At 68.7% G+C, this 26,849-nt stretch carries 19 protein-coding genes and 2 pseudogenes; 12 read left to right on the forward strand and 9 right to left on the reverse strand.

Annotated elements, in window-relative coordinates; genetic code table 11:
• Window positions 1–803 precede the first annotated feature (803 nt).
• Entirely contained in the window at window positions 804–1,346 is a 543-nt protein-coding gene (locus ACIGXM_RS15490; RefSeq protein WP_396560957.1) for a GNAT family N-acetyltransferase, read from the reverse strand.
• Between the two features lie 274 nt (window positions 1,347–1,620).
• Here ACIGXM_RS15490 and ACIGXM_RS15495 point away from each other — a divergent pair, with 274 nt between their 5' ends.
• A complete protein-coding gene (locus ACIGXM_RS15495; RefSeq protein ID WP_396560959.1) occupies window positions 1,621–3,645 on the forward strand; it encodes a protease pro-enzyme activation domain-containing protein in 2,025 nt (674 codons plus the stop codon).
• A gap of 372 nt (window positions 3,646–4,017) precedes the next feature.
• Here ACIGXM_RS15495 and ACIGXM_RS15500 read toward each other — a convergent pair whose 3' ends face one another.
• Together ACIGXM_RS15500 and ACIGXM_RS15505 are read right to left on the reverse strand one after the other, a co-directional pair.
• Window positions 4,018–4,356 carry a hypothetical protein gene (locus ACIGXM_RS15500; RefSeq protein WP_396560961.1) on the reverse strand — a complete coding sequence of 113 codons (339 nt, stop codon included), beginning with the start codon at window positions 4,354–4,356 and terminating at the stop codon, window positions 4,018–4,020.
• Between the two features lie 39 nt (window positions 4,357–4,395).
• Window positions 4,396–4,605: a transposase gene (locus tag ACIGXM_RS15505; protein ID WP_396560963.1), complete on the reverse strand. Its 210-nt coding sequence runs from the start codon at window positions 4,603–4,605 to the stop codon at window positions 4,396–4,398.
• 43 nt (window positions 4,606–4,648) lie between these two features.
• On the opposite strand from ACIGXM_RS15505, the gene ACIGXM_RS15510 reads away from it, so the two are divergent.
• The 6 genes and pseudogenes from ACIGXM_RS15510 to ACIGXM_RS15535 form a co-directional block, all read left to right on the forward strand.
• Window positions 4,649–4,990, forward strand: a complete 342-nt coding sequence (locus ACIGXM_RS15510; protein WP_396560965.1) for a transposase — start codon at window positions 4,649–4,651, stop codon at window positions 4,988–4,990.
• 11 nt (window positions 4,991–5,001) lie between these two features.
• Window positions 5,002–5,361 (forward strand): annotated as a pseudogene (locus ACIGXM_RS15515) (transposase); the annotation flags it as partial.
• 388 nt (window positions 5,362–5,749) lie between these two features.
• Window positions 5,750–7,420: an IucA/IucC family protein gene (locus ACIGXM_RS15520; protein WP_396560967.1), complete on the forward strand. Its 1,671-nt coding sequence runs from the start codon at window positions 5,750–5,752 to the stop codon at window positions 7,418–7,420.
• A gap of 29 nt (window positions 7,421–7,449) precedes the next feature.
• The gene (locus tag ACIGXM_RS15525) at window positions 7,450–9,102 is read left to right on the forward strand and encodes an IucA/IucC family protein (protein WP_396561268.1); all 1,653 of its coding nucleotides are present in this window, start codon (window positions 7,450–7,452) and stop codon (window positions 9,100–9,102) included.
• A gap of 104 nt (window positions 9,103–9,206) precedes the next feature.
• Window positions 9,207–10,394, forward strand: a complete 1,188-nt coding sequence (locus ACIGXM_RS15530) for an MFS transporter (protein ID WP_396561270.1) — start codon at window positions 9,207–9,209, stop codon at window positions 10,392–10,394.
• Window positions 10,395–10,467: 73 nt separating this feature from the next.
• A pseudogene (locus ACIGXM_RS15535) lies at window positions 10,468–10,667 on the forward strand (IS5/IS1182 family transposase); the annotation flags it as partial.
• Window positions 10,668–10,753: 86 nt separating this feature from the next.
• On the opposite strand, the gene ACIGXM_RS15540 reads toward ACIGXM_RS15535, so the two are convergent.
• On the reverse strand, window positions 10,754–11,224 hold the full coding sequence (locus ACIGXM_RS15540; protein ID WP_396560969.1) for a phosphate-starvation-inducible PsiE family protein: 471 nt from the start codon (window positions 11,222–11,224) through the stop codon (window positions 10,754–10,756).
• The gene (locus ACIGXM_RS15545; protein ID WP_396560971.1) at window positions 11,214–11,918 is read right to left on the reverse strand and encodes a transposase; all 705 of its coding nucleotides are present in this window, start codon (window positions 11,916–11,918) and stop codon (window positions 11,214–11,216) included. The genes ACIGXM_RS15540 and ACIGXM_RS15545 overlap by 11 nt, the downstream gene beginning before the upstream one ends.
• A 695-nt stretch (window positions 11,919–12,613) precedes the next feature.
• Here ACIGXM_RS15545 and ACIGXM_RS15550 point away from each other — a divergent pair.
• Complete coding sequence (locus tag ACIGXM_RS15550; protein WP_396560973.1) at window positions 12,614–13,381, forward strand: PE-PPE domain-containing protein; 768 nt, start codon at window positions 12,614–12,616, stop codon at window positions 13,379–13,381.
• Between the two features lie 131 nt (window positions 13,382–13,512).
• Complete coding sequence (locus tag ACIGXM_RS15555) at window positions 13,513–13,644, forward strand: hypothetical protein (protein ID WP_396560975.1); 132 nt, start codon at window positions 13,513–13,515, stop codon at window positions 13,642–13,644.
• Window positions 13,645–14,110: 466 nt separating this feature from the next.
• Here ACIGXM_RS15555 and ACIGXM_RS15560 read toward each other — a convergent pair whose 3' ends face one another.
• From ACIGXM_RS15560 to ACIGXM_RS15570, 3 genes are all read right to left on the reverse strand, one after another.
• On the reverse strand, window positions 14,111–15,127 hold the full coding sequence (locus tag ACIGXM_RS15560; RefSeq protein ID WP_396560977.1) for a DUF6801 domain-containing protein: 1,017 nt from the start codon (window positions 15,125–15,127) through the stop codon (window positions 14,111–14,113).
• 21 nt (window positions 15,128–15,148) lie between these two features.
• Window positions 15,149–17,998, reverse strand: a complete 2,850-nt coding sequence (locus tag ACIGXM_RS15565; protein ID WP_396560979.1) for an NACHT domain-containing protein — start codon at window positions 17,996–17,998, stop codon at window positions 15,149–15,151.
• 146 nt (window positions 17,999–18,144) lie between these two features.
• On the reverse strand, window positions 18,145–18,660 hold the full coding sequence (locus tag ACIGXM_RS15570) for a hypothetical protein (RefSeq protein ID WP_396560981.1): 516 nt from the start codon (window positions 18,658–18,660) through the stop codon (window positions 18,145–18,147).
• 666 nt (window positions 18,661–19,326) lie between these two features.
• On the opposite strand from ACIGXM_RS15570, the gene ACIGXM_RS15575 reads away from it, so the two are divergent.
• The 3 genes from ACIGXM_RS15575 (at window position 19,327) to ACIGXM_RS15585 (ending at window position 22,412) form a co-directional block, all read left to right on the forward strand.
• Entirely contained in the window at window positions 19,327–20,130 is an 804-nt protein-coding gene (locus ACIGXM_RS15575; protein ID WP_396560983.1) for a Cof-type HAD-IIB family hydrolase, read from the forward strand.
• 252 nt (window positions 20,131–20,382) lie between these two features.
• Window positions 20,383–20,952 (forward strand): cysteine dioxygenase, encoded by a 570-nt coding sequence (locus tag ACIGXM_RS15580; RefSeq protein ID WP_396560985.1) that lies wholly within the window; start codon window positions 20,383–20,385, stop codon window positions 20,950–20,952.
• A gap of 47 nt (window positions 20,953–20,999) precedes the next feature.
• Window positions 21,000–22,412 carry an FAD/NAD(P)-binding protein gene (locus ACIGXM_RS15585; protein WP_396560987.1) on the forward strand — a complete coding sequence of 471 codons (1,413 nt, stop codon included), beginning with the start codon at window positions 21,000–21,002 and terminating at the stop codon, window positions 22,410–22,412.
• A gap of 225 nt (window positions 22,413–22,637) precedes the next feature.
• On the opposite strand, the gene ACIGXM_RS15590 is transcribed toward ACIGXM_RS15585, so the two are convergent.
• Window positions 22,638–26,624: an SGNH/GDSL hydrolase family protein gene (locus ACIGXM_RS15590; RefSeq protein WP_396560989.1), complete on the reverse strand. Its 3,987-nt coding sequence runs from the start codon at window positions 26,622–26,624 to the stop codon at window positions 22,638–22,640.
• Window positions 26,625–26,849 lie beyond the last annotated feature (225 nt).

Raw genomic sequence — 26,849 nt, forward strand, 5'->3', positions numbered from 1 at the left:
GCGCTTCCTCCACGGATATCCCCCGATCAAGGCGAAGGGGCCGGCGGCGTACCGCCGGTCCCCGGAGATTTGGGAGCCATTCAGGCTAGACAGGTACAGCTGGTACTGCTACTACCACCAGCCCCAACCGCCGCCGCGCCCGAATCCTCGGCCGTAGCCACGGCCGAACCCACGACCGAAGCCGTAGCCTCCTCCGTAGCCTCCATAGCCGCCTCCGTAGCCGCCGCCACGGCCGCCGTAGCCGCCGCCACCGCCACGGCCACCACGGCCGAAGCCTCCACGATAAGCGCTCATCATGGTGTCCTTTCTCGCATCGCCATGCCGCCGGATCCGCCTACCGATCCACCGGATCGGCGAGGCTCGAACCAGCAACACGAATATGCCGTTCGTGTGGAAGCGGACCATCCTTTTGCCCCGTGCACTTGGTGCACCAGAGGCGGACCACTCCCACACCTCCACTATCCGCGATTCTCGGGGAACGCGCACCCGAGGACGAGAACGGCGCGCTGGGTGGAGCGCCGGCGCCGTGGTGGTGCCCCGCGGCAGGGCGTGGAAGGGCAGGCCCTCCACGGAGCATCCGCCCGCCGGGTGAAGGCGGGTGGAACTCGTCCCGGAAGCGTGACGGTCCGGCGAACGCATCCCGTCGCACGCCACCGCGCGGCAGACCCACGGCCGTCGTACTGGTCGTGGGTACTCCTCGGCCGAGGCGCATAGCCAGGCGAAGTCCGCTTCCACGTACGGCAGTTGCCGGTACGAGTGGTCGAGTTCGGCCGTCGTTCGAGGCGATTGCCCGAAGGGTCCGGCTAGGTCGGCCCGCCGGCGAGGTCGCCCGGCCGCAGCCGGTACACCTGCAGGCTCAGCCCGTAGTACTTGTTGGTCTCGCCGACCCACTGCATGCCCAACCGCCGGGCCATCGCGATGGCCCGGGTGTTGCCGGGCCGGGCGACCGCGAAGAGCTCGTCGGTGTCCTGGGTGAAGGCCCAGGCGGCCAGTGCGTGGGCGGCCTCGGTGCCGTAGCCCTGGCCCCACGCGTCCGGGGCCAGCTGCCAGCTCATCTCCAGGTCGTCCTCGTACGGGGGCAGCAGCCGGATGCCGAGGCCGCCCACGACCGTGCCGTCCGCCTTGCGCTGGACGGCCCAACGGCCGCGCGGGGGTGGCAGGTTCGGTTGTGCCTCGGCCCAGGCCTGCAGCACCGAGCGCATCGCGGCCAGGTCCCCGACCTGCTCCATCACCGGGGTGAGCCAGCGGGCGACGTCACGGGTGCCGTAGATCGTCAGCGCGTCCTCGGCGTCCTCGGCGGTCCAGCCCCGGATGATGAGTCGATCGGTGGTCAGTGGGGTGTTCATGGCCCGGCACCCTCCTCGGGTCCTTGTGCTGGCCATGATGCCGCCGCCCATGGTCTTCCCGCACCCGCGTGGCCGCGACCGTCGGAGTCGCACAGGACCGGCTCTTGCGCGCGCCCGGCCCCGTCCGGTGCTGGACGGCACCCTGGACTCCTTGCGGCCCATACAATAGCATGCCGCACATGTGATATTTCACATGTCTTAAGGCACCGCCCCTCTCAGCGCAAGGCCCTGTTCTGCACGGAAGGCACCCCCCACTTCAGCGCGAAGGAGCAGCATGCCCCACCGAATGGCGCGCCGCCGCCGCACGGCCGTGTCCGCCGCGTTGGCGCTCGCCCTGAGCGGCGCGGCAGCACACGTCGCGGCCGCATCGGCACACCCTGGGCCCGCCGTCCTGGCCGGCAGCCAGCCGTCCTGGGCGACGGCACGGGCCGACCAGGGTGCCGTCCCGGCGAGCAGCGGGATCTCCGTCGAGGTCCTGCTGAGCGGCCAGGACCCGAGCGGCCTGGCCGCCTACGCTCAGGCGGTCTCGTCCCCGAACGGGCCGGAGTACCACCACTACCTGACACCGGCTCAGCAGAGCGCCCGCTTCGGCCCGTCCGCCGCGCAGTCCGCCGCAGTGCGCGCCTGGCTCACCGGTTCCGGGCTGAAGATCACCTCGTCCACGGAACAGTACGTCGCCGCCACCGGTACGGCCGCGCAGATGACGGCGGCGTTCGGCACTCCGCTGCACGACTACGGCGTCGACGGCCACACCTACTACGCGCCGCAGCACCCGGCGATCGTCCCGGACTCCGTGGCCGACGCGGTGCTCGGCGTCGAAGGACTCGACGACGCGCCACACGTCAACAAGCCGGCCTCGACCCCGGCCGTCGCCCCGAGCGCCGGCGCCAAGCTCGTCACGGGCCCGAACGGCGCACCGTACATCGGCGTGACGCCGTGCACGGCCTACTACGACCAGAGCGCGCCGAAGGACCTGCCCAAGGCCTACGGTGCCCACCAGCCCAGCCCCATGTGCGGCTACCTGCCCAACCAGCTGCGCGGCGCGTACCAGGTCCCGCAGAGCGGCCTGAGCGGCGCGGGCGCCACGGTCGCCATCGTGGACGCCTACGGCTCGCCGACCATCGGGTCCGATGTGGACACGTTCGACAGGTACAACGACTTTCCGCAGTTCAAGCCGGGACAGTTCACCGACCTGAGCACCCCGGCCCACTTCTACGACCAGTCCGCCTGCGGTGATTGGACGCCCGAGGAGTCGCTCGACGTCGAGGAGGTGCACACCATGGCGCCCGAGGCGAAGATCGACTACGTGGGCGCGAACTCCTGCAACGACGTCGACTTCATCGCCGCCGAGTCCGACATCGTCGACAACCACCTCGCCGACATCGTCTCCGACTCGTACACCGAGGACCTCTACGACACCAACGGCAACACCTCCCCGGCACTCATCAACGCCTACGTCCAGGTGTTCGAGGAGGGCGCGGCCGAGGGCATCGGCTTCTACTTCGCCTCCGGCGACTGCGCCGACGACGCCCCGGCGATCGTGGGCAGCGGCGTCAACTGCGACACCTACTCCTCCGAACCGCAGACCACCTTCCAACCCTCGATCCCGTGGGTGACGGCGGTCGGTGCGACGGCCATCGCGATCGGCAAGGGCCGGAACTACGAGTTCGAGACCGGCATGGGCGACTCCGAAGCGACGCTGCAGAACGGTACCGCCTGGTCGAGCCTGCCCGGCACGTTCAGCTTCGGCAGTGGCGGCGGCACCAGTGACTACTTCGCCCAGCCGTGGTACCAGAAGGGCGTCGTGCCGGACTCGCTCGCCGACACGTTGCTGACCGGACAGCCGGCGAGCCAGCCGATGCGCGAGGTGCCGGACGTGGCCATGGAGGGCGACCTGCTGTTGACGACGATGGTCGGCTTCACGCAGAAACTGCCCGACGGCACCACCGGCTTCGCCGAGCAGGGCTACGGCGGCACCAGCATCGCCTGCCCGCTGTTCGCCGGGGAACAGACCGACGCCGAACAGGCACTGGGCTTCCCGATCGGCTTCGCGAACCCGGAGATCTACGCCAAGTACCAGTCGTTGGGCAAGCGGGCCTTCCACACGGTCACCGACGATGCGGGCGGCCGGACGAAGGCCGTGGCCTACGACGACGGCGTCAAGAACGGCGTGCGGCAGGGCCGGCTCTTCACCCTCGGAACGGACTACACGCTCAAGGCCACGCCCGGCTACAACGACGTCTCCGGTGTCGGCTCGCCGACCCTGGGATACCTGGAGTCGTTCAAGCACCAGGGCTGACGGGTCGCCAGGGGTGGACTGCGGAGGGCGAGGGTCCGAAGCGGGTGACGTGGATGCGGCGGGAGTCGGGCTCCCGCCGCATCGGCGGCAGTGAGGTCAACCGACCGAATGAGGCTGGTCAACCCGACGGACACGGCAGCTGTAGATCGTGACGTTGATGGTGTTCCTGCTGGTCATGGTGCCGTGTCCGCGTAGGCGTGCCATCGCTGGTGGGCTTGGCGGGCTCGGTGCTGGTGGCGTCTGCGCCAGGTGGACCAGTGCAGGACATGTGCGGTGTCGCGTCGGGGTGCGGGCAGGATCAGCAGTCTGAGTAGGTGCAGAAGTTCGTGGCAGGTGACGGGGATGAGGTCGGGCCTTTGCCCGTCCGGGGCGTCACGTTCGAGGGCGGCGGTGACGGCGAGGTAGGCGTAGGCGACCAGTGCGGCTGCTGCAGCGGTGCCAGGAGGTCCAGGTGGTGACTCGGCCCTTGTCCAGGCCGGTCGTGGTCTTGGCGGTCTGGAAGTCCTCCTCGATCTTCCATCTGCAGCACACCACCCACACGAGTTTCGCCAGTGGGACCGGGGCCGGTGACCAGCAGCGGAAGAACGACACGGTGCTGGTGTAGCGGTGGCGGCGGGCCAGCAGGACCGAGACACCGGCGTTGTCTTCTACGTCGGGAGTGTCGTCGGCGACCACCTCCAGCATGGCCCAGTCGTAGTCCCGGGCACCCACGGACTCCGACCCCGGCCGACCAGCGCAGACCCGCTAAGGTCACGATCTACAGTTGCCGTGCTTGAGGAGACGCGCGTTCTCCGCGCGCAGCCGAGCCAGCTCCGCCTCCGCACTCTCGGCCTGCGACCCGCCGCCCGGGGTGCCTGCCCCCTCGGCCTCACGCACCCACGCGCGCAACGTCTCGTGGTTGACGTTCAAGTCGTCAGCGACCGCCTTGAACGACGGGCCCTCCCCCTGGTGAGTAGACACCTTATGATCGGCCCCGAGGAGGGGCGGAGTGAAGGATCCACCTATGGTGATGAAGGTCTATTCGTCCGAGTTCAAGGCCGACGCGGTCGCGCTGTATCACTCGGATCCCGACCTCACGATCGTGCAAGCCGCCCGCGATCTTGGCGTGAATCCGGAGACGCTGCGGAACTGGATCCGCGCTGACCACCGGACCGGTGGCGCGACCAGCACGACCGCGAAAGATCATCGGGTGGACGACGCGCAGACCCAGGACGAGCTCCGGGCCGAGATGGCGACCCTGCGAGCGGACCTGAAGGCGGTGCGCAAGGACAACGCGACGTTGGCTACCGAGCGCGACATCCTGCGGAAGGCGACGAAGTCTTTCGCCTCCGAGATGACCTGGTGACGAGCCGCTATCTCTACCTCGCCACCGTCATCGACTGCTTCTCCCGCCGTGTCGCGGGCTGGTCGATCGCCGACCACATGCGCACCTCGCCGGTCGGCGACGCGCTGAAAATGGCGGCCGACACCCGCGGCAGCCTCGCTGGCGCGGTCTTCCACAGCGACCACGGGTCCAAGCAATACGGATCCTGTGAATTCGCCGAACTGTGCGCCGAATTGGGAGTGGCCCAGTCCATGGGCGCCGTCGGGACCAGCGCGGACAACGCCGCCTGCGAGTCCTTCCATGCAGCCCTGAAGCGCGGGACGCTCCAAGGAGCGCGCCGCTTCGACGGCGCTGTCGCCTGCCGACGCCAGGTCTTCCGGTGGCTGACCCGCATAGGCCCGCTGTGCGCGTTGCCGGTCCGAGGATCAGACTGGAGTCAGCAGAGCAGACCTTCTGGCAGGAGGAGGCCGTGCCCGCCTGCGACGAGACTACGCGGATGCTGCTGGGCCGCAAGAGTCAGGTAGGCAGAGCGATCCGCAGCGGGCCGGCTCAGGCTTGTCACGGCAGCCGTAGGTCATGGTAATCAGCTGCTTGGTACGGTCCGCGCGGACTCCCCCGGCCGTGATCCAGTACGGCGGCCTTGGCCTCCTCCAAGTAGATCCACAGCGGATGCCATCGGCCTGGGCGCGCCAGGTGTACACGTAGTCGGTGTCGGACGGATCGCACTCCTGGAATGCGGCATGCGACTGAGAAACATGGGAACGTGAGAGGACGCTGACGATGTCATCTCAGAGTGCCGTCGAGCAGCTGCGGGCCGTCCGTCCAGACTTGGTGGAGCCCTTCCACGCCGCACTCGACGTGGCTCGATCCGCTGTGCTGGCTCGCTTGTGGGGAGCGTTCGCCCGGGAACCGTTGCCGGGGATCGAGGGGCGTCATTATCTCGGGGACACGTTGGTGGTGATGGTCACGGACGGTGGCCAGGTGGCTGGGCCTGCGAGCGCTGCCGCGCGATTCGCCCAGGTCCCCCCGGGGTTTGTGCTGGCGGGGCCGGATGGGCCCGTGGGCCATCCCTCCCAGTTGCTGGCGACGCTGGGGCTGAGCACTCCGGGGGCGCGACGGCTGACCGCGGAACTGGAGAACAGCGTCGTGAACCTGGCCTTGGCACGCACCGCTGGGGACAGCAGCGGGTCCGTCACTGACTCGGTGGGCGCGGAGCAAGCCGTCCGCGACGGTCATCCACAACATCCCTGCTGCCGTACTCGCATGGGTATGTCGGTAGCGGAGGTGTTGGCATACGCCCCCGAGTATCATCCGACCGTTGACCTTGCTTTGCTGGCCGTGCCGGTTTCCCAGTGGCTGGGCAGCGGAGTGTGGCCAGAGGAGTTGCGCGAAGGCGAAACGGTCCTGGTCCCGGTGCATCCCTGGCAGCGTGATCATGTTGTGGGCGGCTATCCCGAACTTGTGGTCACGGGGCATACGATTGCCGCCCGGCCGTTGCTGTCGCTACGAACCCTGGCTCCCAAGCACACCCTGCGAGGCTGTCACATCAAGACAGCCTTGGACGTGCAGATCACCAGCCGCCGACGCAACTTGTCACCAGCCGAGGTCGTCGACGGGCCGGTACTGTCCGAGTTTCTGACTGGGATCATCGACAAGGTGGGCTACAGTAACCGGTTGCGTGTGCTGAGTGAGGTGGGCGGCGGCGCGGTGCGCATCGACGGCCGGCCATGCGCGAGCCTGGCGGCCATGGTGCGCCGCTCGACCGAGCAGGACCTTGCGGCGGGGGAGACCGTGGTGCCGCTCACCGCGGTCTATGCCACGGACGCGGCTTGGGTGACTGAAGACCCGGTGCATTGGCTCACGGAGCTAACTGAGTTGGTGCTGCCACCTGCGCTGACTTTGATGTCCCAGGGCATTGCGTTGGAAGCACATGGCCAGAACACTTTGGTCGTGTTGCACGGGGGGAGGCCGGTCCGGGTCCTGTACCGTGATGTTGACGGGGTGCGGCTGAATCCGGCCCGTCTGTCAGCCAATGGCATCGCGTTGCCAACATTGACAGGTGACCGGGTCGGCAAAGACGTGCCAGCCCTGCGGGCGAAGCTTTTCGGATCACTGCTCAGCGGGACATTCAGCGAACTGGTCACCGTGCTAGCACGAACGCGAGGCGTCGAGCCCGGCACATTGTGGGCGGCGGTCGCGAAGGTGGCTCGCCGCGCTTTCGCCGCGTTGCCTGCCAACAGCGATGCCGAAGCGTTCTTCGGTGCCGTCTGGCCGCTCAAAGCCACCACCGCGATGCGGCTGGCAGACGACCCACGCCCCGCACGGTGGGTCGATATCCCCAACCCCGTGTACGCGCAGCAGCGGCCGGCAAGAACCTGTTCGCCGAGGATCACCGTCAAGCGGACGGCGTCCATGCCTGACGGTCGGAGCGACGAGAGTGGTGTGACGTGAGCGGGCCGCACCTCGCCGCCTCGACCACGATGGATCCCGCCAGAGCGGCGGATCTCGTCACTGCGCACACCCTGCTCAACTGCCTGGTGCGCGAAGTGAGTGCCCCCGAGCTTCAAACCTCTGTATCCGACGACCATTTGACGGTGCGCCTGCCCAGGTGTGACGTCCTGTTGCGTGTGGCCGTGCGCCGGGTATCCATGATCGGCGCCCACCGCTTCCTCGGACCGGTTCAGCGACATGACGGCGTGCAGTGGACGCAGATCGGCTGGCGCGAACTGGCTGGCTACATCCGTGACGAGCTCGAACTGCTCACCGGTGTAGTCAACGAGGAGTTCCTGGACCAGGTAGCCAGTAGCCGAGAAGCGATCCACATCGCTGCAACCCAGCGCCTCCGGCTGAAGCCGTCAAGGGATCCGTACCTGGACTCCGAGCAGTCACTGATCTTCGGGCATCGATTCCACCCCACTCCCAAGGCCCGCATCGGAGATGCCCGTCAGTGGCTGGCCTTCGGGCCGGAGACCGGAAGGCGGTTTCCGTTGCGCTATCTCGCGGTACGCCCGGAACTGGTAGCCGGGGAAGGGGATCACCGGCTGCTGGACCACCTACATCCCTCGCCAGGCACGGATGCCTGCGTCCTGCCCGTGCATCCGTGGCAGTACCAGATGCTGCGAGAACACCGGTCGGTGCGTCGGGCGTTAGACCGAGGCGAACTGGTGGATCTGGGAACCCACGGCCCATGGTTCACGCCAACGGCCTCGGTGCGAACGCTGTACACGCCGACCCTGGACGTGTTCTTGAAGTTCAGCCTCAATATCCGGATCACCAACTGTGTGCGCAAAAACGCCCGTTACGAACTATCTGGCGCAGTCGCGCTGAACCAGATCCTCCAGCCCGTCTTCTCGGAACTGGCCCTCCGCTACCCCGGCTGTGAGCTGTTGGGCGAACACGGCTACCGAACCCTTAACCTGCAGGGTGATCCAGACGTCGTGGAAGGTTTCGGAGTGATTGTGAGAGAAGGCCTACGCCCCCACCTCCTGCCCGGCGTGACGCCCTTACTCGCAGCCGCAGTCGCCGACGAACACCACTCCAGTACCGCCCAGGTCGCCAGTCTGTTGGCCCGTGGCAACGGTGACCTCTCAATCTGGTGGGACGCCTACCTTGGCCTGCTGATGCCACCTGTCCTGGCCGCCTACTTCCACCACGGCGTCGTTTTGGAACCCCACTTGCAAAACGTAGTCGTGGGAGTGAGCGCAGACGGCACACCGACCCAGATGATCTTCCGTGATTTAGAAGGAGTCAAGCTACTGCCCGAACACCACCAACGCGCCCTGGCCAAAATGCCCGCAGACGTCCGGGAGCCACTCACCTACGACACTGCACGAGGCTGGAACCGTGTCGCCTACTGTCTACTGGTCAACCATGTGGCTGAGGTGCTCGCGGCCCTGGCCGACGTGCACCCTGGACTGGAGCCGGTCTTGTGGGAACAAGTCCGCGATCACCTCGACGCATTCTCCCGGCACGAGGGCAACCCACCGCAGCTCCGCGCTCTGCTCGCAGGGGCCCCTTTGCCCGCCAAAGCCAACCTACTGCTGCGCTGGGCACGCCAAGCCGACCGTCACGCCACCTACGTCGCCCTGCCCCACCCCCTCGGACTCACGCGCGCCGGACAGGGAACCCTGTGAGAAGCCGGCCGCGGCCGCGTAACCGGGGCACCGTCCCGGCCCCGGCCAGTGCGGATGCGGACAACCCCACTGCAACCTCGTGTGGGCCGTATGCCACGCACGTACTGAGAAACAGCGCCTTTCGCCGCTACCTCACCGGACAACTGGTGTCCAACGTAGGTACATGGATGCAGCGGACCGCCCAGGGCTGGTTGGTCCTCCGCCTCACCCATAACAACGGCGTTGCTCTCGGCATCGTGACCGCCCTGCAGTTTCTGCCACAGACTCTACTCGGACTCTATGGCGGAATCCTTGCCGACCGCTATCCCAAACACCGACTGCTGCTAATCACACAAAGCCTCCTGGGCTTGCAGGCACTGCTATTGGGAATCCTGACCGCAACCGGATCGATACACCTATGGCACGTCTACGCCCTCGCATTCGCCCTCGGTACGGTCACTGCCCTGGACAGCCCAGCCCGCCACGCCCTTATCGGTTTACTGGTTGGCCGTGACCGTATCTTGCCCGCAGTCTCCCTCAACTCTGCTCAGTTCAACACCGCACGTATCCTGGGCCCCGCCCTCGCAGGCGTAGCCATCGTCGCAATCGACACCGGCCCCGTCTTCCTGATCAACGCCGCCACCTACCTCGTGGTCGTGGCCGGACTGGCCGCCCTGCGACGCCACGAGACCCGCCCCCAGCCGGAAACGACACCCCTCAGAGCAGCTTTGCATCATATCCGGATCAATCCGAGCCTGCTCTTGCCGGTCATCATCGCCGGCGTAGTCGGTACCATCGGCCTCAACTTCCAAGTCACCATTCCACTTATGGCAGAGAAAGTGTTTCGCGCCGATGCCGCCACTTTCGGGGCATTGGTCAGTGCATTTGGGTTCGGCGGACTTCTTGGCGCACTGCAAAAGGCTCGCGGCCGCACCGTTCCCACCACCCAGGATCTGCTGCGCTGCACCATAGTGTTCGGACTCCTTGAAACAGCCGTCGGACTCATGCCCACCATAGGCGCCTTCGCGGTGGTGCTTGTTCTCGTCGGCTTCTCTGCAGCTATCATGACCACCACTGCCAACGTCCTTATCCAATACCATGCCTCTCCCACGATGCGAGGCCGTGTCCTATCGCTGTACCTTCTCGCCCTGCTGGGTGGCACTCCCTTGGGTTCCCTCACAGCTGGCTGGACCGCGCAAACCCTAGGCGCCCGCTCCAGCCTTGTCCTCGGCGGCCTCATCATCACACTGTTCGCAGTCGCCCTCGCCGTATTCACCACGACACGCATCCGGGCGAAAGCCAGGACTGATTAGAACTGCCCAAGAGCGGTGGAACGCCACCCTCCGGCCTCCTCGCGCCAACCCTGTGGCGTGAGCCAGTGAAACAAGAAAATCCGACGTCCGCGGCTTCCATGTCGTGAAAAGGCGCTGGGTAGTCGAACGAAGTCTGGGATGGATCACGATGCATCGCCGGCTCGTCGCGACTACGAGACTCTCCCAGTCTTCGAAGTCGTGATCCACATCGCCTCGATCGAGAATCTCGCCAAGCGCATAACAGACGAAGCCACACCGGCCTGGCGAGGAACTTGCCAGGGCATAAAGGGCAATCCGTTCACATCAAACGCCCTCTGGGAGCTCTTCATGCTGGGTCACCGACAGGTGGATCCAGCTGATCATTCGAGGGTACGAAAGCTTTCCGGTCTCGTGGCGCGCCGCCAGCAGTAGAGTGCCAGTACCAAGACGCTCAGGAGCCCTGCCAGGACCAGAAATTCGATTCCCTGAACGTTCCAGTTGAACGTCTTATCTGGCGAGGCGGTCACAATCAGTACCTTGCGGATGCTGGCGATCAGGCCGACGATGAGAAAGGGTTCCGCGTCGAGTGTGCGGTTCCTGATGGTGAGGCGGACGGTGTGCAGCAGCTCCGCCACGATGAACAGCACCAGGCTGCTGTCCAGCGCGGACAGTGTCGCTGCGTCGTAGGAACCCACACTCCTGAGTTCGTGGACGAGGTCGGTGAAGACTCCCACGGTCAGCAGTACCGCGAGCAGAATCAGTAGAGTTGCGACGATCAGATAGACACCGTCTTCGGCCGTCTCTAGGAACCCTTGGAGACGGCTCTCAAACCTTCTGGGGTCAACTCGCACATACCGGATGATAGGACCTTGAGCCACGGAGCGACCACAGCGATCCGCCGGTTGGGGGAGTCCATTGACAGGCTTTGTCACTGATCCCCTTCCCCCGTGGCCTGTAGATCCCGGTTTGGGGGGCTGGCTCAGGTTGTGTGACCGGCCACGCTGCGTGACAGAAGCCGGCCCGTACCTGCTGCTCGGCCACGGCTCGGGTGAGCATCGCGGCGGCCAGGGCGGGCTTGGTGGTGAAGGCCACCTCGTCGGGGACGCCGGCCAGTTCACGGCGCTCGTCGTCCTCTGCCCAGCCCCGGGGCAGATGCAGGGCCCGGTCGACGACCGTGTGCCCGAGGCCGCTGGCGAAGGAGAGGTGGACGGCCACCTGGCATAGGCCGACGCCGCCCAGGGAGCCGGAGTACTGTGGACCTGCCCCGACCGCGTCGGTGGAGGACTTCGCGTCCCCGGTCTCGTCCGCGATCAGCACCCCCTCGCCGTCGTCCAGAGCCTGGACCGCCCAGGCGGCGGCTTGGTCCAGGACCTGCTGGTCGTCCCAGGACGCTCGGGACAGCAGGTGCTGGAACCGGTGCGGCCCGCTGTGCCCGACCGCCTCCGCCAGGGTCCAGCAGTTCACGTCCTCCAACTCCATCAGCAGACCCTCGGTCAGCTCGCGGAACGTCGCGCGGGTCTCCCGCCGCGGGAAGCAGCCGGCCACCCGCCCCATCAGATCCCCGAGCCGATCCCGGCACCGCTCAGGCGCTGTGGTGGCCGAGGCCGCCGTGTCATGATCGCGCGTCACAACCCGTCATGATCACGGCAGCCACCGACGCCCCACGGACTCCGACCCCGGCCGACCAGCGCAGACCCGCTAAGGTCACGATCTACAGCTGCCGTGACGGAATGTCGGTTTGACCAGCCTCATCGCATTGCGGAACGTGTTCTGGTTCCCTGCGGCTTCGCAGGGAACCAGATCTGTTTGCGCTGGTCAGAGTGAGTTCAGCGGGTGGGCTGGAGCAGCCGCCCCGGGGGTGTCGGGCCGAAGTCTTGTGAATCGAACGCACCTGGCCCTGGGTCACCGTGTTCGTTCTCGCACGGCAGCGGCTCACCGCCCCCCACCGTCACCTGACCGCCGACCATCACCTCGACGGGCAGGAAGGAGAGCAGTCCCGGGTCCGTGGAACCCCGGCGTCACCGCAACGTCATGCGACGGCCCGCCCCGAAGGCATCGGGGACATCACGGGCGAACCGCCGAGACAATCACCGGGCACCGGTGGTTGACGAATCGAGGCCAGGAGCAGAACTCTTTTTCTAGAAAGAGCTTCCACAACTACCTTCTGACTGGCCATACTTGGCGAGCGATTTGGTGAACCCGGCCCGTTTCCAACACAGCTGAGTGGAGAAGCAGATCACGTGAAGGCAACCAGCCTCATCCGCCGCGCCACGGCCGTCGCCGCGTCGGCTGCGGCGATGACGCTCACCACCGTCCTGGCGCCCGCCGCCGCGCACGCGGCCGGCGCGGAGCACTACTACATCGAGATCGGCGGGACCGGTGCTGCACTGCCCGCACCCTGGTGCACCTCCTCCTACGACGCTGTGAACAGTCAGCTCCCGGCTGGCAGCTACGTTCCGGTGTGCTATCCGGCCACCGCCGGCCCGTTCATCGGCACCAACGGCTCGCTCATCGGCACCGACGGCCTGCACCTCGACAGCATCGCCGCACCGAGCTTCGACTCCAGCGTGCAGCAGGGCTACCAGAACGCGTTGAGGGTGGCGGAGGACACCTACCACGCCCACCCGAACGCGCGCCTGACGATCACCGGCTACTCGCAGGGCGGGCAGGTCGCGGACGAGGTGCTCCAGACGATCGCGAACGGCACCGACATCCCCAGCTCGCAGGTCGACGGCATGCTCTACGCCGACCCGATGCAGCCTGACACGGGCATCTGGGCCAAGATCCCAAAGGGTTTGAGTGCCCTCGGGTTCACCTCCCCCGGTGCCGGCCCCGTCAACTTCGGCAGCATCCCGGTCGAGCGGTTCTGCATCCACACCGACGGCGTGTGCGACGCTACCTCGCCAGTGGGCATCGTTGGCTACTTCCAACTACACCCGACCTACCCGGCCAACGTCATCCCCCAGAGCCTTACCCAGGACGGCAGCAACGGGATCATCTGGAAGTGAGTCAGACCTCCCTTCGTCGGCCCCGCGACGATGTCAGCGCTTCGGCGCGCTGATCCGGTACAGCACGTTCCGCCGCGGCGAGCCGTCTGGTCACCGGCGCGGCCAACCGCACCGGCGGCGAGGCGGATCCCGTGTTCCGGCCCGGGGTCTGGCTACGCAAGCAGGACAAGGCCTGCGCCGACGGCGAGCTGACCGGCCAGCAGAGCGAACTTCTCGACGCCCTGCCGACCGTCACCTCGGACCTGGTCACGTACGGCGGTTGACCCGCCGCCTGGAGACCCGCAGCGCAGCTCTGGACCGGCGCAGCCTTTGTCAGCAAACCTGCACCGCCGCCCTCGTGTGGCCGTGCGAGGTCAACTACATTGCCATAGGTCAGCCGTGTGCCGAACCCCGTGTGCCCACCGCTGTCGAAGTCGGGTGTCCTTCGTGACCTTCTGCCCGCCCGGCAGACTGCGCGTCAAGGCCCGCAGCCGCAAGAACCCGACCAGCACGTACGGCCCGAACGCCGGCAAGCACCCGGCCATCGCACAGACCTGTTGCGTTCCGCATCGATGTCGTGATGTTCGAAACCGGGTTCGCTCCACGTTCCGTCGCTGAACGCAACAGCGTTGCCCCCAACGAACACATGTGAGCTTGCTCGGTCGGGAGGACCGACCTGCGCGGACGGTGTCTCATTTGGGCTGCCCGGTCGCCTGTCCGGTGCACGGGCACCGGGTGCCATCTGCCGGCTCAGCCGCTGTCGCCGGTGCGGCGACGGTTCCTCAGCCGTGAGCCGAAGCGGAAGGCTGCGGCGCCCGCGACGAGAACGCCCGTAACCAGCAGGGCGATGGCCGTCGTGCCCAGGCCACCGGGCGTAGGGCGGATCGGGGGTCTGGTCGGACCCGGCACGGGGTCGGTGGAGGTCGGACCAGTCGGGGGTCCGGACACGGTCGAGCTGGTCGAGCTGGTCGAGCTGCTCGGGCTGGCCGTTGTGGGCCTGGGGGGCGTCGGCGTCAAGGACCCTGCGGTGCTCTGCGTCGGGGCGGGCGATGGCACCGGTCCCGGGCCGGGCGTCGAGGTGTGGGGGCCGGGCGTCGGGCCGGGTGGGAGGGGCGTCGGAGGGGGCGGGGCGGGCGTCTGGAGGGGCTGCGTGATGGCGAACGACGCTGCGACGTTGTTCTGCCCGCCGTCCAGCGTGCACGACACATCGATGCTGCCCACGAAGGTCGGGTTGCCGCTCGCATCCTCGGTGATGAGGTGCAGGGAGATGCCGCCGACGGTGATCTTCCCGTTGCCCGGCTGGCTGAAGGTGAGTGATGGCGCGGTGCCGGATGCCGCGATGTCGAACGGACCGGATGGCGGGAGGGCGGTCTTGGCGATGGTGGCCGGCACGCTGACGGGGATGTCGCCCTGCGGCGCGGTCACGGTGATGCTGGCTTGGCCCGTGCCCTCGATGATCCTCACCCCGAAGAAGCCGAGCCCCTGCGCGAGGCCGTTGGGCGCCGTCGTCACGGCTGAGATGCCGAATTTCGGGCTGGGCTCACCGACGGTGACCGAGCTCGGGACGTCCGCGTTCATGCTCACCGAGAGGTGCTGGGCGCCGATGTACGGAAACACACATGTGTACGACAGTGTGGGGGAAACCGTTTGCGCAGCCGCGGTTCCGGTTCCGAGGACTCCCACGATTCCGCCCGCGGCCCCGACAGCCGTCGCGACCCCAAGGGTGATCCGCGCCCTTGCCCTTCCCGTGCTGCGCCTGGAAATCATGATCCACCTTCCATCGGCTCTTCAGTCGTGATTCGCAGTGGCAGACGACTGGTGGGTATCCCCGGGCGCGAGACGGTCCCCTGGTCGCGGGCCAGGTGCGGCACCGGCCGTGTCTGGCGAACCCGGTCGGCGAGGTTCGTTACGTTCCTGGAAGGCGCGGCTCAGGTGGCCCTCGACCCGAGCGTGGCGGAACTGGTACATCGCGCCGGCCTGGCGCAGCACTCCTCGTTCGTGGGCGTCGTCCAGGAAGGCGACCAGTGCCCACGGCAGCCGCCCGGTCAGCGGCAGCCAGATGCGGCACAGGGCCGCCCACTGGCCCCATGCGGTCAGGACGAGCCCGTACCCGAGCCCGCCGGCGAACGCGCCCTCGAGCCCGAATACGAGCCCGAACTCGATTCCGCGCACCGGCCCGTGCGTGAGCCCGTCGATGAACCCGGGCACGGGGCCGAACACGAGCGCCCACACGAGTAGACGGCCGACCACGTTCCTGCGGTTCGTGTCCAGCACGTCGGTGGGCCGGACGGCGGATTCGGGCGCGATGGGAGCTTCCAGCAGGGCGATGAGCCCGAGCACGAGCCCGGCCCCGAGACCGACACCGGGAACGAACGTGAGCACGCCCGAGACCCCGCCCCCGAGGCCGTCGTCGAGGCCGAGCGCGGCGACCACGACCCGGTCGATGAGTACCAGTCCGAGCGCCGCCGTGAGCCCGGCCCCCAGACCGATCACGAACCCGCGCAGGACCCTGCCCCGGGCCTTGCCGGTCCCGCCGCGGATCCGCAGGCGTACCGGCGACGGTTTGAGGTCCTCTCGTCTGGATGCGAACCAGTGCGCGAGCCCGCAGACCGTTCCGGCCGCCAGGCCGTGCAGGAGCCCGACCACGAGTCCTCGCACGAGCGCGAACCCGAGCCCGTGCGAGGTCGCGACCAGGTCCACGGGCAGGTTCCCGATCGCGGTCGTGACCCCGAAGGCAAGTGCCCCGAGGAACCCGATGAGGAGCGTGCGCGACGGCAGGCTCATGGTGGTGCCCAGTTCCCACCAGGCGAGGTCGTGTTTGTCCCGCTGGACGAGGTGCCGGGCGAGGTAGCCGAGCCAGTGCTCGGCCCGTTCGGGGTCCCAGTGCCGGCGCCGGCGGCGGCCGGTGCCTGAGCCGGTCAGTGGTTGGCGGTAGGCGGCGGGGACGAATGCGGCCAGGAGATGGCTCTGCACGTCTTCGGGGGTCGGGAACCGGGTGGTGTCCAGTAGATCCTGCGGGTCGGGTCCGGGGGTGTCGCTGTGGACCCCGGGGGCGTCGCTGTAGACGGTGCGGGCCAGGGTGACCATCAGCGGAGTGGTCAGCGCCAGGGCGACGTTCTTCGCGCCCGGGCTGCGCGGCCGTTCGCCCAGCTGGGCCAGGACCGGTTCCCACACGGTGCTGTGCAGGCCTCCGCCTGCGGCCGGTTGGCTGGTGCGGCGCAGGTAGTCGGCGAAGTCGCGCGGGGCGAGGCCGTCCAGTTGAATGCCGGCGGCGGCGCTGAGCACGGTCCGTGCCTTGCCGTACTCCTTGGGGCGGCTGGTGAGCAGCAGCGGCATGCTCGTGTCGTTGAGTACTTGGAGCGCCTCATCCCGTAGATGGCGTGCGATCTCGTCGAACCCGTCGAGTACCGGCAGGATCCGGTCCGCGTCGACCAGGGCGCGGGCCAGGCTCCTGCCGTCCGCGGTTGGAGCTGCCAGGTCGGGGTAGTCGCGCACCAGTTGGTTGCACATCCACTCGCGCAGCGAGGTGGTGGTCGGGTCCCACGAACCGAAGCTGAAGATCACTGGTACGTGGTCGCCGCGGTCGGGGTTCGGGGGATGCAGCAAGCCGAGGACGAAGCGAAGGGCCAGGACCGTCTTGCCCGCCCCTGCCTCACCGAGCACCACCAGCCGACCGGACGGGACGGACTTGTACACATCCACGATCTTCTCCAACTGGTCGGCCAGTTGGAGGGGCGGTGGATCCATCCCGGGCGGGGCCTTGCGGATTTCGGCCCAGTGGTCGAAGCGACCTGCGGCGGCGTTGTGGAAGCGCACGGCAAGCGAGGAAGAGGAAAGGTGCAGACGTCGCCGCTCCCACTCGGCGTTCCACTGCTGATACACCTTTACGGCAAGTCCTTCGGCCGCTTCCCGCAGCCATGGCGCGCTGTCCGACGGCGGCTCCGGCACGGGCTCGTTCAAGGCTTCGGTGGGGCCACCGGCCAGGTACTGGGTGATCCGCCGCCCACCGTGCCGCAGTGCCTCGGCCAGCCTTCCGTCATCGGTGGCAGGCTCCGCTGCCCGCCGCAGGTCGGCATCGCTGAATTCGTCCGGAACAGTGATGCACCGGCCGGCCAGCAGTTCACGGGCCTGGGCATGGGGGTCAGGGGCCGCGGGAGCGGGGCGGGCGGTCAGCTGGTGGTGGTGGTCGGTCCGCAGGGTCCCGAGTACGAGTACCGGCCTGGGGCCCTCGGCGAGAAGGCGGCGCAGTTCTTCGCCGGCCTGCTCGCCCGGTTCTGCGAGGAGGTAGCGGTCGGACTCGTTCAGCCAGATCACGGTGTGCGGCGCCACCTGGTCCCGCGCGAGCGTGTCGCGGAGTTGCTCGGCGGAGCGGGGGTGCCACAGCCGCCACTCCGGCTCCGATCGCAGGGAGCGCAGCGACATCAGGAGAGCGCGCGTCTTGCCGCAGCCGGAACCGCCGACCAGCACGCGCATGACACTGCTGGCCTGCGCCTCCTGTACGGCGCCTTCCAGTACCTCGTCGTGGTTCCGGCGGATGTAGGGCGGCAGCACGCCGGTGTTGTCGCTGGCTGTGGCGGTGCTTTGCCGCACTCCGAGGTGCTCGACCGCATACGCGTCCGTGACTTCACCAAGCGGCACGCTCACCACCTTCCCGTGCCTGTCGCCAGTCGGAGGCGCGGGGTAGATGTTGATCTGCGCGGTACCGGCAGCGATGCCGCCGTGGTCGGCGGTGATGCTGGTGCTTCGACCAGGATCGGAACGGCTCTGCGGGGTGCCGGGTGCGCTCAGCCCTGTTGCGGACCCGGCGGCGTAGGGTTTCCCGCCTCCGGCTGCGCCGGGCCACCGAGGGTGACGTTGCCCGCAATGGTCCACGCGGCAGCAGAGCCGTGATCGGCGCGGATGTTCACGTTCCCGCCCACGGCCTGACCGCCGTCTCCCGCCGACACCCCACCGGCGGTGGGGGTCTGGGCCTGCAGGTGCCTCACCGCCCGCTCCAGGGCTTCGGCGAAACCGGGGTCCTGCTCTGCTGCGTCTTCCAGCGCGAGCTGCACACGCCGCCGGGTGCGGTCACTGGGCTGCTCCTGGCCCGCTTCGGCTTCCTCGGTCAGTTTGTGCAGTGCCGGATCCTGCCCCAGCTTGCGACTGACCAGGTCGTGGAGCTTGTCTATCCCCGCATCCAGCCCCCGGTCGACCTCCGCGTCCGCCCGGCCGGCCACCCGCTTGGACTTGCGCACCGCCCACGCGAACAGATACCCCACCGCGATCTCTAGCCCTGTCACCGCACCCCCCAGGATCAGCACTGCCTGTGACTGTACCCTCACTGCGGCAGAGCGACCCAATCCGCAGCTCGCAGGCTCCGGGCCGCCCGCCGAGCCGTCTGACCGCGGATCAGCCCTGACCGTACGGCCGGGGTCCGCGCCGCGGCGCGGCCACCTCAGCAAGGCCCTGATCGACCAGGGCTCCAGGACCACGGTCGTCTCCCACAGCGCCTCGCTGGGCATCGACGTGGAGATCGTCGAGCGGAACGCGGCCGACACGGGCTTCGTGCCCCAGCCGAAGCGGTGGGTGGTGGAGCAGACCCTGGACATCGTGAACCTGCAGCGGTGCCTGATACGCGACGTACGTCGAGGCGTGTGGTCTGCTCGGGGTCGGTGATCGGTTGGGGGAGTGGCCGTGGTGGCGGCCTTCTCGCGTCCGCGCCGTCCACCCGTTTCCGCGTGGCCGATCGTCGCCGCGATGTCCTCGGCCTGTCCTCGACCCTGGCCGGCCCACGAAAAACTTGGAGCCGCTGCATGTTTGCAGTCGATCTGAATGCCGTGGGTGATGCCTGACGGGCCCGCGGCACAGGGGCCCGGCTGTGATCCGGGGCCGGCGAAGGGAACACGGGGGATAATGAAGCGGCACGCGCCCGCTGTCGTTGCCGCTCCCCGCCCGGGCCGGCCGCGACCGGAGTTCATGGAGGCGCCATGCCGACCCCAACGATCCGCCTGCTCCTCGCCGACGTCGACGGCACCCTGGTCACGGGTGACAAGGTCCTGACCGACCGCGCCGTCCAGGCGGTCCACAAGCTCCACGGCGCTGGCATCCTCTTCGCGGTGACCAGCGGGAGGCCGCCACGCGGCATGTCCATGCTCGTCGATCCGCTCGCCCTGACCACCGAACTCGCCGCCTTCAACGGTGGTCTCATCGTCGAGCCGGACATGACCGTCGTCGAGCAGCGGGTCCTTCCCGCCGAGGTGGTGCCCCCGGCCGTCGCGCTGATGGAGTCGTTCGGCCTGAGCGTCTGGATCTACCGGGGCGCTGACTGGTACGTCCGCGACGTGACGGGGCCGCACGTGGACCGCGAGAGCTGGACCGTGCGGTTCACGCCCACGCTCGTTCCCGGCTTCGACGGGCTCGAGCAGGACGTCGCCAAGATCGTCGGGGTCAGCGGCGACCACCAGGTCGTCGAGGCGGCCGCGGTCGCGGCTCGCGCGCGGTTCGGCGATCGTGTCTCGGCCGCCCGCTCCCAGCCCTACTACCTCGATGTGACCCATCCGCAGGCCAACAAGGGCGGTGTCGTCAAGTACTGGTCCGCCAAGCTCCGGATCTCCTCCGACCAGATCGCCACCATCGGCGACATGCCCAACGACGTGCTGATGTTCGCGCACTCGGGACTGTCCATCGCGATGGGCAACGCCAGTCCCGAGGTTCAGCGCGCGGCGCGGCGGGTCACGACGAGCAACGAGGAGGAGGGTTTCGCGAACGCGGTCGAGCAGTTCATCCTTTGATCCGCGTCACCGCGAGTCCGAGTTCCGATCGGTGGGCGCGCGACGTCGCGCTGTCCCGAGGATGCCGGCCGGTTCTCCGGGGCCCAACTTCTGCTTATGCAACGGGACGTGCCGAACTCGCGACGGAGTGTGACCAATGCCGTGCTCCCCGGTCAACTCGCCAGCGCGCCACCCGATTCATAAGCCCTGCTTGGCAAGGGGGTCATGATTCATTGTTGGACATGACAGCACGGTCGGCCCGATGTTGGCGGTATGACGTCTCCCACTGCGTCCGGCGCAGTCGTCGCCAGGGTCACGGCGCGGATCGACGACCTCGTCGTCGGGATCCGTGAGGTCATCCAGCGCGGCCTGCCACCGGAGTTGACGGCCCATCTGGTCGGTGAGTCACTCGCCCCCGTCCTCGGCACCGCGGATCTGCTCACCGCCGAGCAGCGCGAGGGCGACCCCGACAGCTACCGGCAGCACGTGCTGCACGCCGAGCCGGACGGCAGCTTCTCGATCGTCGCGCTGGTCTGGCTGCCGGGCCAGCGGACCCAGATCCACGACCACGTCTCCTGGTGCGTCACCGGTGTCCACGAGGGGCAGGAGCGCGAACGCCGCTACCGGCTGATGACCGACGGACGGACGTCCCGGTTGATCCCGACCGAAGAGGTGGTGAACCCCACCGGCGCGGTCGCCGCCTTCGCGCCGCCCGGCGACATCCACCGGGTGCGCAACTCCTGTTCGACCAAGGCGATCTCGATCCACGTCTACGGCGCGGACATCGCCCGGCTGGGCACCAGCATCCGCCGAATCTACCGCGCGCCCGAGGGCGAGCAGTGAACCCCCTTCCGGCCGCGGGCAGCCGCTTGGACAAGGACGCACTCCCTGTGAACCACAGCCGCACCTCTCACGACATCGCAGTGGTGGGCGCGGGAGCCGCCGGCACCCTGACGGTGCTGCGCCTACTCCGCAACATGGCCACCGGCCGGCCGGGGCCGACCCGGATCTGGCTCATCGACCCCGAACCCGCGGGCCGGGGACTGGCGTTCGGCACCGACGCTCCGCACCACCTGCTGAACGTCCCGGCCGGCGGGATGAGCGCCCACCGGGACGACCCCGGCCACTTCGTGCGCTGGCTCGGCGACCGCGGCGGCGAGCACGACTTCGTGCCCCGGAGCCTCTTCGGTCGCTACCTCGCCGAGAGCCTTCAAGCGGCGAGCGACCGCGGTGACACCCCCGACCTGGTCCGGGTGCCCGACCGCGTCGTCGGCATCACCCACCGGCCGAAGTCGGGCCCCGCGCCGCTGAGCCTGCGGCTCCGCGGCGGCCGGACACTCGACGTCGACGCCGCGGTGCTGGCCCTGGGCAACTTCGCGCCCGGTCTGGCCTGGGCACCGCCGGCGCTGCGCGCCTCGGGGATGCTCCTGGCCGACCCCTGGGCACCCGGCGCCCTGACCACGGTCCCCGAGGACCGCGACGTCCTGCTCGTCGGCACCGGCCTGACCATGGTCGACATGGCGCTCAGCCTGCAGCGTCCCGGACGAATCGTGCACGCGCTGTCGCGGCACGGCCTGGTCCCCCAACCGCACGCCACCACCCCGCTCGTCGTCCCGGCCGCCCCGGAGCTCGACGCCCGCTCGGGACTGGTCGGGCTGCGCCGGGCGGTGCTGCGCCAGATCGCCCACTGCCGCCGCGTCCACGGGGACTGGCGGGTGGGGGTCGACAGCCTCCGCCCTGTCACCAGCGCCCTGTGGCAACAGCTTCCACCCGCCGACCAGGCTCGGCTGCTGGCCCAGGACCTCCGGCTCTGGGAGACCCACCGCCACCGGATCCCGCCAGTCAGCACCAGGGCCCTGCGCACCGCCGTGGACGCGGGTCTGGTCAGCATCGGCCGGGGCACCGTGGCCGACGCCGAGACTGCCACCGGCACCCCCGGTGATGTCGTCGAGGTCCGGTTGGACAACGGCCGCCGGCTGCGGGTGGGGGCGGTGCTGAACTGCACCGGCTCCGAAGCCGACCTCACCCGGATCGACGACCCCCTGGTCACCGGCCTGCTCGACGCCGGCCTCGGCACGCCCGCCCCCGTCGGCGGCGGCTTCGACACCACCGCCCACGGCCAGCTGCGCCCCGCGGGCGACCGGGCGCCGGCACCGCTGTGGACGCTGGGGTCGCTCCGGCGCGGCAAGCTGCTGGAGACCACCGCCATCCCGGAGATCCGTTGCCAGGCCGACGACCTCGCCCTGCTGCTCCTGGACCGCAGCGCGGTGGGAACGCGGGCCGAGCCGGCACCGGCCCGCTGAGCCGGCGTGACTCGAAGGTGTCAGGACTCCGGATCGGCGCACGTCACGAGCACCACCCCGACGTGGCACGGAAGTTGGAGATGGCCGGCTACCTCCACCAGCCGGCCGGCGGCCCTGGTCGCGTGACGCGGGTGACGGGAACCGCCGCGGCGATCGGCCCCTGAGGGCCGGTGATCGCCGCGGCGGCGGGTCTCCGGCAGTCGCCGGTCTCCTGTTCTCCTACCGTCACATCCTCATGGTGCGGAGCGTGGCGTCCGCCGCCTTGGCGTAGTTGGCCGCCCCCGCGACGGTCGGGTGGAAGGACTGCTGGGAGGGGATCTTTCCGTTCTCTCCCGGCGAGTCCGACGTGACCAGGTCGTTGATCGTCTGCGGGCTCCCGCAGACGGCCTGGCCGGCGAAGGCCGACGACGGATCGGAGAAGGTGACGTTGATCCCGTCCGCACTCGCCGTCGCCGCGGCGGCCTTCATCGAGGCGTCGAGCGTCGTCCCCGTCTGGTCCATCCAGGCGGCGTCGGGGACGATGTACCGACTCGCCAGGATCTCGGCGACCGTGGCGACCGACCCGAGGACACCACCCACGCCCGGGATGCCGTAGGCGCCGATCACGGCTGTGGTGATCTTGGGGAGGATGCAGGTCCCCAGGGCGGAGAAGAGTGGCGGGTAGCCCATCAGGAGGATCTTGGCGTTCGGCGCCCGCACATGGATCTCGCTCAGCACCTCGGTGATCGACTGCCGCACCTTTCCGTTGATCAGAGCGGGCTCCGCCGTCGCCAGCGAGGAGGTGTCCCCGTCCATCGTCGTGTCGGAGCAGTCGTCGTAGACCAGGCTCTTGATGCACTGCTCGAGGACGCCGACGAAGCGCGAGTCGTTGCCCCCGACCGAGAGCGTGACCAGCGTGGTGTTGTCGTCCAGGTAGCCCTGGTCCATCTGCGGCAGTTCGCCGTTCTCGTCCTGTCCGGCGAGTCCGAAGGCGTTCTTGGGAGAGTAGACGGAGAGCAGGTTCTGGGTACGGGCTCCCGAGCAGGCGATGAACTGGTAGTCCATGTCCGTGTTGTTCGGGTCGTCCGCGCGGGCGCCGATGGTCTGGCTGGAGTCGGCCAACGTGGACTGGCGGGACCAGGAGTACGGCGAGCGGTGGCAGAGGTCGGCCGAGGTCTTGCCGCCGTCGACGTCGGTGTTGAGATAGTAGGTGCCGGTCCCCTCACCCGAGGAGTACGAGTCGCCCATCGCGACCACGAAGTCCTTGGGCTTCGCGGGCAGTGGCTTGAACGCCATGGCGTCCCAGGCGATGTCGTCGTCGGCGGTGCCGTTCTCGGCGGTGTTGGTGAGCACCGCACCCTGGAAGTCCGAGCCCGGGACGAAGTCGAACACCCCGAGGTCGACCCAGCGGTTCATGTTCCAGTGCTGGTCGACCACGCGGGACTCCACCGTGCCGTTGCCCAGGTGGACGGTGTAGGTCGCCTGGCCGGTGGTGGCACCGGTGTCGGGCACGTGCACCATCACTCTGGTCCAGGCGTTGATGCTCCTGTTGAGCTTGTAGGCGCCGCTCACCTGCATCCAGGCGCCGTTGTGGTCATCGTTGCGCGTGTGCGCGAACCAGAAGTGCGCGCCGAAGCCGCCGCCGATCTGGTGCAGGTCCTCCTTGGCCTCGTAGTGGTTGGACGAGTCGGCCAGGAAGGTGAAGCCGAGCGTGCCGGCGTCGGTCCACCACTTCGTGCAGGGCCCCGCCATCGGTGGTACGGCGCCGCTCACCGAGTCGATGACCAGGGAGCCGCTGGGCAGACCCGAGCTGGCGCAGTCCGGTGGGTCGATGCTGCCGTTGCCCGGTTCGACCCGCAGGGTCTTGTACGTGAGGTACTCGTTGCCGCAGTCGGTGCTGCAGTCCTTCCAGGTGGCCGCCTTGGTGTACCACAGGCTCTGGAAGCAGCTCAGCACGGTGCACTTCGGCGGGTTGGTCGAGTCGCACCCGTTGGTGCTGTTGCAGAACGCCGACAGCGGGGGCTTCACGGTCTCCCGGTCCGCCGAGTTGATCCACCACGCGGCCGAGTAGCCCGCCGTGTTGCCGTTGTTGGGCTTGCCGGTGTCGTCGAACGAGAGCCCGGTGTTGATCGGCCAGGCGGCCCAGCCGAGCACCTTCTCCTCGTACGGCCACTTCTGCGGGCTGGCGGCGTCCGCGTAGTGGTTGTTGTCGAGGAACGGCAGCCGGTTCTGGTCGTAGATCGGGTTGGCCGGGTTGTTGCCCCAGCCCAGCCCCCAAGGACCGGTGGCGCTGTAGGAGTTGAAGCCCTCGTTGTAGTCCCAGGCCGCGGCGAACCAGTTCTCGATCTTGGACGGGTCGTCGTTGTTGATCGTGATCGGTGCCGGCAGCGAGGGCGAGTGCAGCTCGTTCCACTTGTCGGCCAGCGTCTGCGCCGCGACCGCGATGTTGGAGGCGTAGTCCAGTGCGACGGCCTTCTGCTGGGCGGCCGGCCACACCTTGTCGCCGGTGCGCAGCCAGTTGCCGGAGTGCATGCCGTCGGTCTGCTGGCCGATGCCGTAACCGCAGTCGACCGTGTTCCAGTCGATCTGCCACACCAGATCGGGGTAGTTCGGGTCGTACGGCAGGCTGCCGTAGAAGTTGCCGACCAGCGGGTTACCGGTCTCGCCGGGTTCCGCGTGCGAGGAGGCCTGCCAGAGGTTGGACTCCTGCGCCATGATGCCGAGCAGGACCTGGGCGGGGATTCGGCCACCGCCGGTCAGCGCGGGCAGTGGGAACATGCCCTGGGGGTTGACCGTGCCCAGGCCGTCGGCGCTGCGCCAGCCGCCCTGGTTCAGCCAGTTGCTGGTCAGGTCGCCCCGGATGGCCATGTCGGCCGCCCACTCGACCTGGTTGGGCGTGGGCTGCAGTGCCTGCTCCGCCGGGTCGTTGCGCGGAATCGCGCAGCCCCGATCGTCGTCGATGGTCGAGGTCGGCGAGCCGCTGGGAACCGCCGCCGTTGCCGCGCTTCGCGGTGCCGTCGCGGCCCGTGGCGCTGCCGCCGCGGACGACGCCGGGGCGGTGGCGGAGGGCGCGGCCAGTGCTGGTGACGGTGTGTCGGTGCCACCCGCCTTGGCCGGGCTCGGGGCCACGCTGAAGTCCACCGACTGCTTGGTGGCCGGTACCTCGGTGTGGATCTTCACCTGGGCCGGCTGCTGGCCACGCGGCTCGGGGGCGAGCGGGTTCTGGGTGTGGGCCAGCACGTCGGTGGAGACGGCCGTGTCCACGGCGAGCGCGCCGTGCGTCGAGACGGTGGCGTCCGGGGCGACCGGGAGCTGCGTCATCCCCGTGGGCAGCTTGGTCTTCAGTTGCGGCTTGCCGGTGAGGAACACCCGGCCGTCGCTGCCCGCGTGGAGCTGGACGGTGCCCAGCGCGCCGGAGGCGACGGTGGTCTGCTTGCCGGCGGTCAACGAGTGCACCCGGGTGGTGCCGTCCGCCGCGTCCAGGTAGTCGAGGCCACCGGCGGAGTCCGGGTGCAGGTCGAACGCGGAGCCGGTGGTGGCGGCCACGCTGCTGGCGTGGCCCGCGGCGTCGAACTTGGTGAGCGTGCCGGCCTGGGCGGCCACGATGCTGCCGCCGACCGGCACCGGTGAGGTGAACTGCCCTGCCGCGGTGACCTGTTGAGTGACCTTGCCCGTCGTGGTGTCGACGGTCAGCAGCCGGGTCTGGGCGTCGTGGTCGTCGCTCTGGCTCAGCACCGCGCTCTCGCCGGTGCCACAGCCCGGGTCGTAGTAGGCCAGCGAGACCTGCTCGGGTAGCTTGGTGACCTGGCCACTGGTCAGGTCCACGATCGCGGCGAAGCCGCCGCGCCGCATCAGCTGCTGGTCGTTGGTGAACTCCCGCGGGGCGTAGACCACCACGGCGCGCTGACCGGAACCGGTCACGCAGGAGTTGCCGATCCACTGGTCGGTGTCGAAGCCCGGCTCTTCGAGCGTGGCCACCGTTCGCCAGGCGTAGGCCTGGCTGCTGTCGGCGGCCAGTACGTGCAGGCCCTGCCCGTCGCCGGAGACCGTGACCGCGCGGTCCGCGGAGGTCTGCCAGCCCTTGGCCAGTGTCTTGTCCGGCGCGGCCACCCGGTCGGTGGCGGCGGGCACCGCGCCGGCGGGCGCGCCGGCGGCCGCGGTGATGGACGGCGAATCGGCCCGCGCCACCGTGCCGGGCAGCACGGAGGCGAGCAGGCCGGCCAGCGCGAGCACCGGATACGTCCGGCGGCGCAGGCGTGAGGAGCGGCGGGGCGGTGGCCCCGCCCTCACTATGTGTTGCACTGATACCTCTGAGGGCTATTTGGGTCCCATGAACGGGACAATTCGACGCCGCGGCGGTCGGCCGCCGGGCGAGGAAACAATAGCGGTACTCAGTCGAACTTTTCCCGCACTTGACACCGAGTTTCAACGTCGCCAAACTCAAGCCGTCATCCGCCG

The organism is Kitasatospora sp. NPDC052896 (assembly GCF_044547075.1).
In the GTDB taxonomy this organism is placed as follows: domain Bacteria; phylum Actinomycetota; class Actinomycetes; order Streptomycetales; family Streptomycetaceae; genus Kitasatospora.

Excerpts from the sequence above, each read along its gene's own strand:
- ACIGXM_RS15495 (WP_396560959.1), top strand. The coding sequence starts at position 1,621 with ATGCCCCACCGAATGGCGCGCCGCCGCCGCACGGCCGTGTCCGCCGCG.
- ACIGXM_RS15520 (WP_396560967.1), top strand. The coding sequence starts at position 5,750 with ATGTCATCTCAGAGTGCCGTCGAGCAGCTGCGGGCCGTCCGTCCAGAC.
- ACIGXM_RS15560 (WP_396560977.1), bottom strand. The coding sequence starts at position 15,127 with ATGATTTCCAGGCGCAGCACGGGAAGGGCAAGGGCGCGGATCACCCTT.
- ACIGXM_RS15580 (WP_396560985.1), top strand. The coding sequence starts at position 20,383 with ATGACGTCTCCCACTGCGTCCGGCGCAGTCGTCGCCAGGGTCACGGCG.
- ACIGXM_RS15525 (WP_396561268.1), top strand. The coding sequence starts at position 7,450 with ATGGATCCCGCCAGAGCGGCGGATCTCGTCACTGCGCACACCCTGCTC.
- ACIGXM_RS15575 (WP_396560983.1), top strand. The coding sequence starts at position 19,327 with ATGCCGACCCCAACGATCCGCCTGCTCCTCGCCGACGTCGACGGCACC.
- ACIGXM_RS15490 (WP_396560957.1), bottom strand. The coding sequence starts at position 1,346 with ATGAACACCCCACTGACCACCGATCGACTCATCATCCGGGGCTGGACC.
- ACIGXM_RS15510 (WP_396560965.1), top strand. The coding sequence starts at position 4,649 with ATGGTGATGAAGGTCTATTCGTCCGAGTTCAAGGCCGACGCGGTCGCG.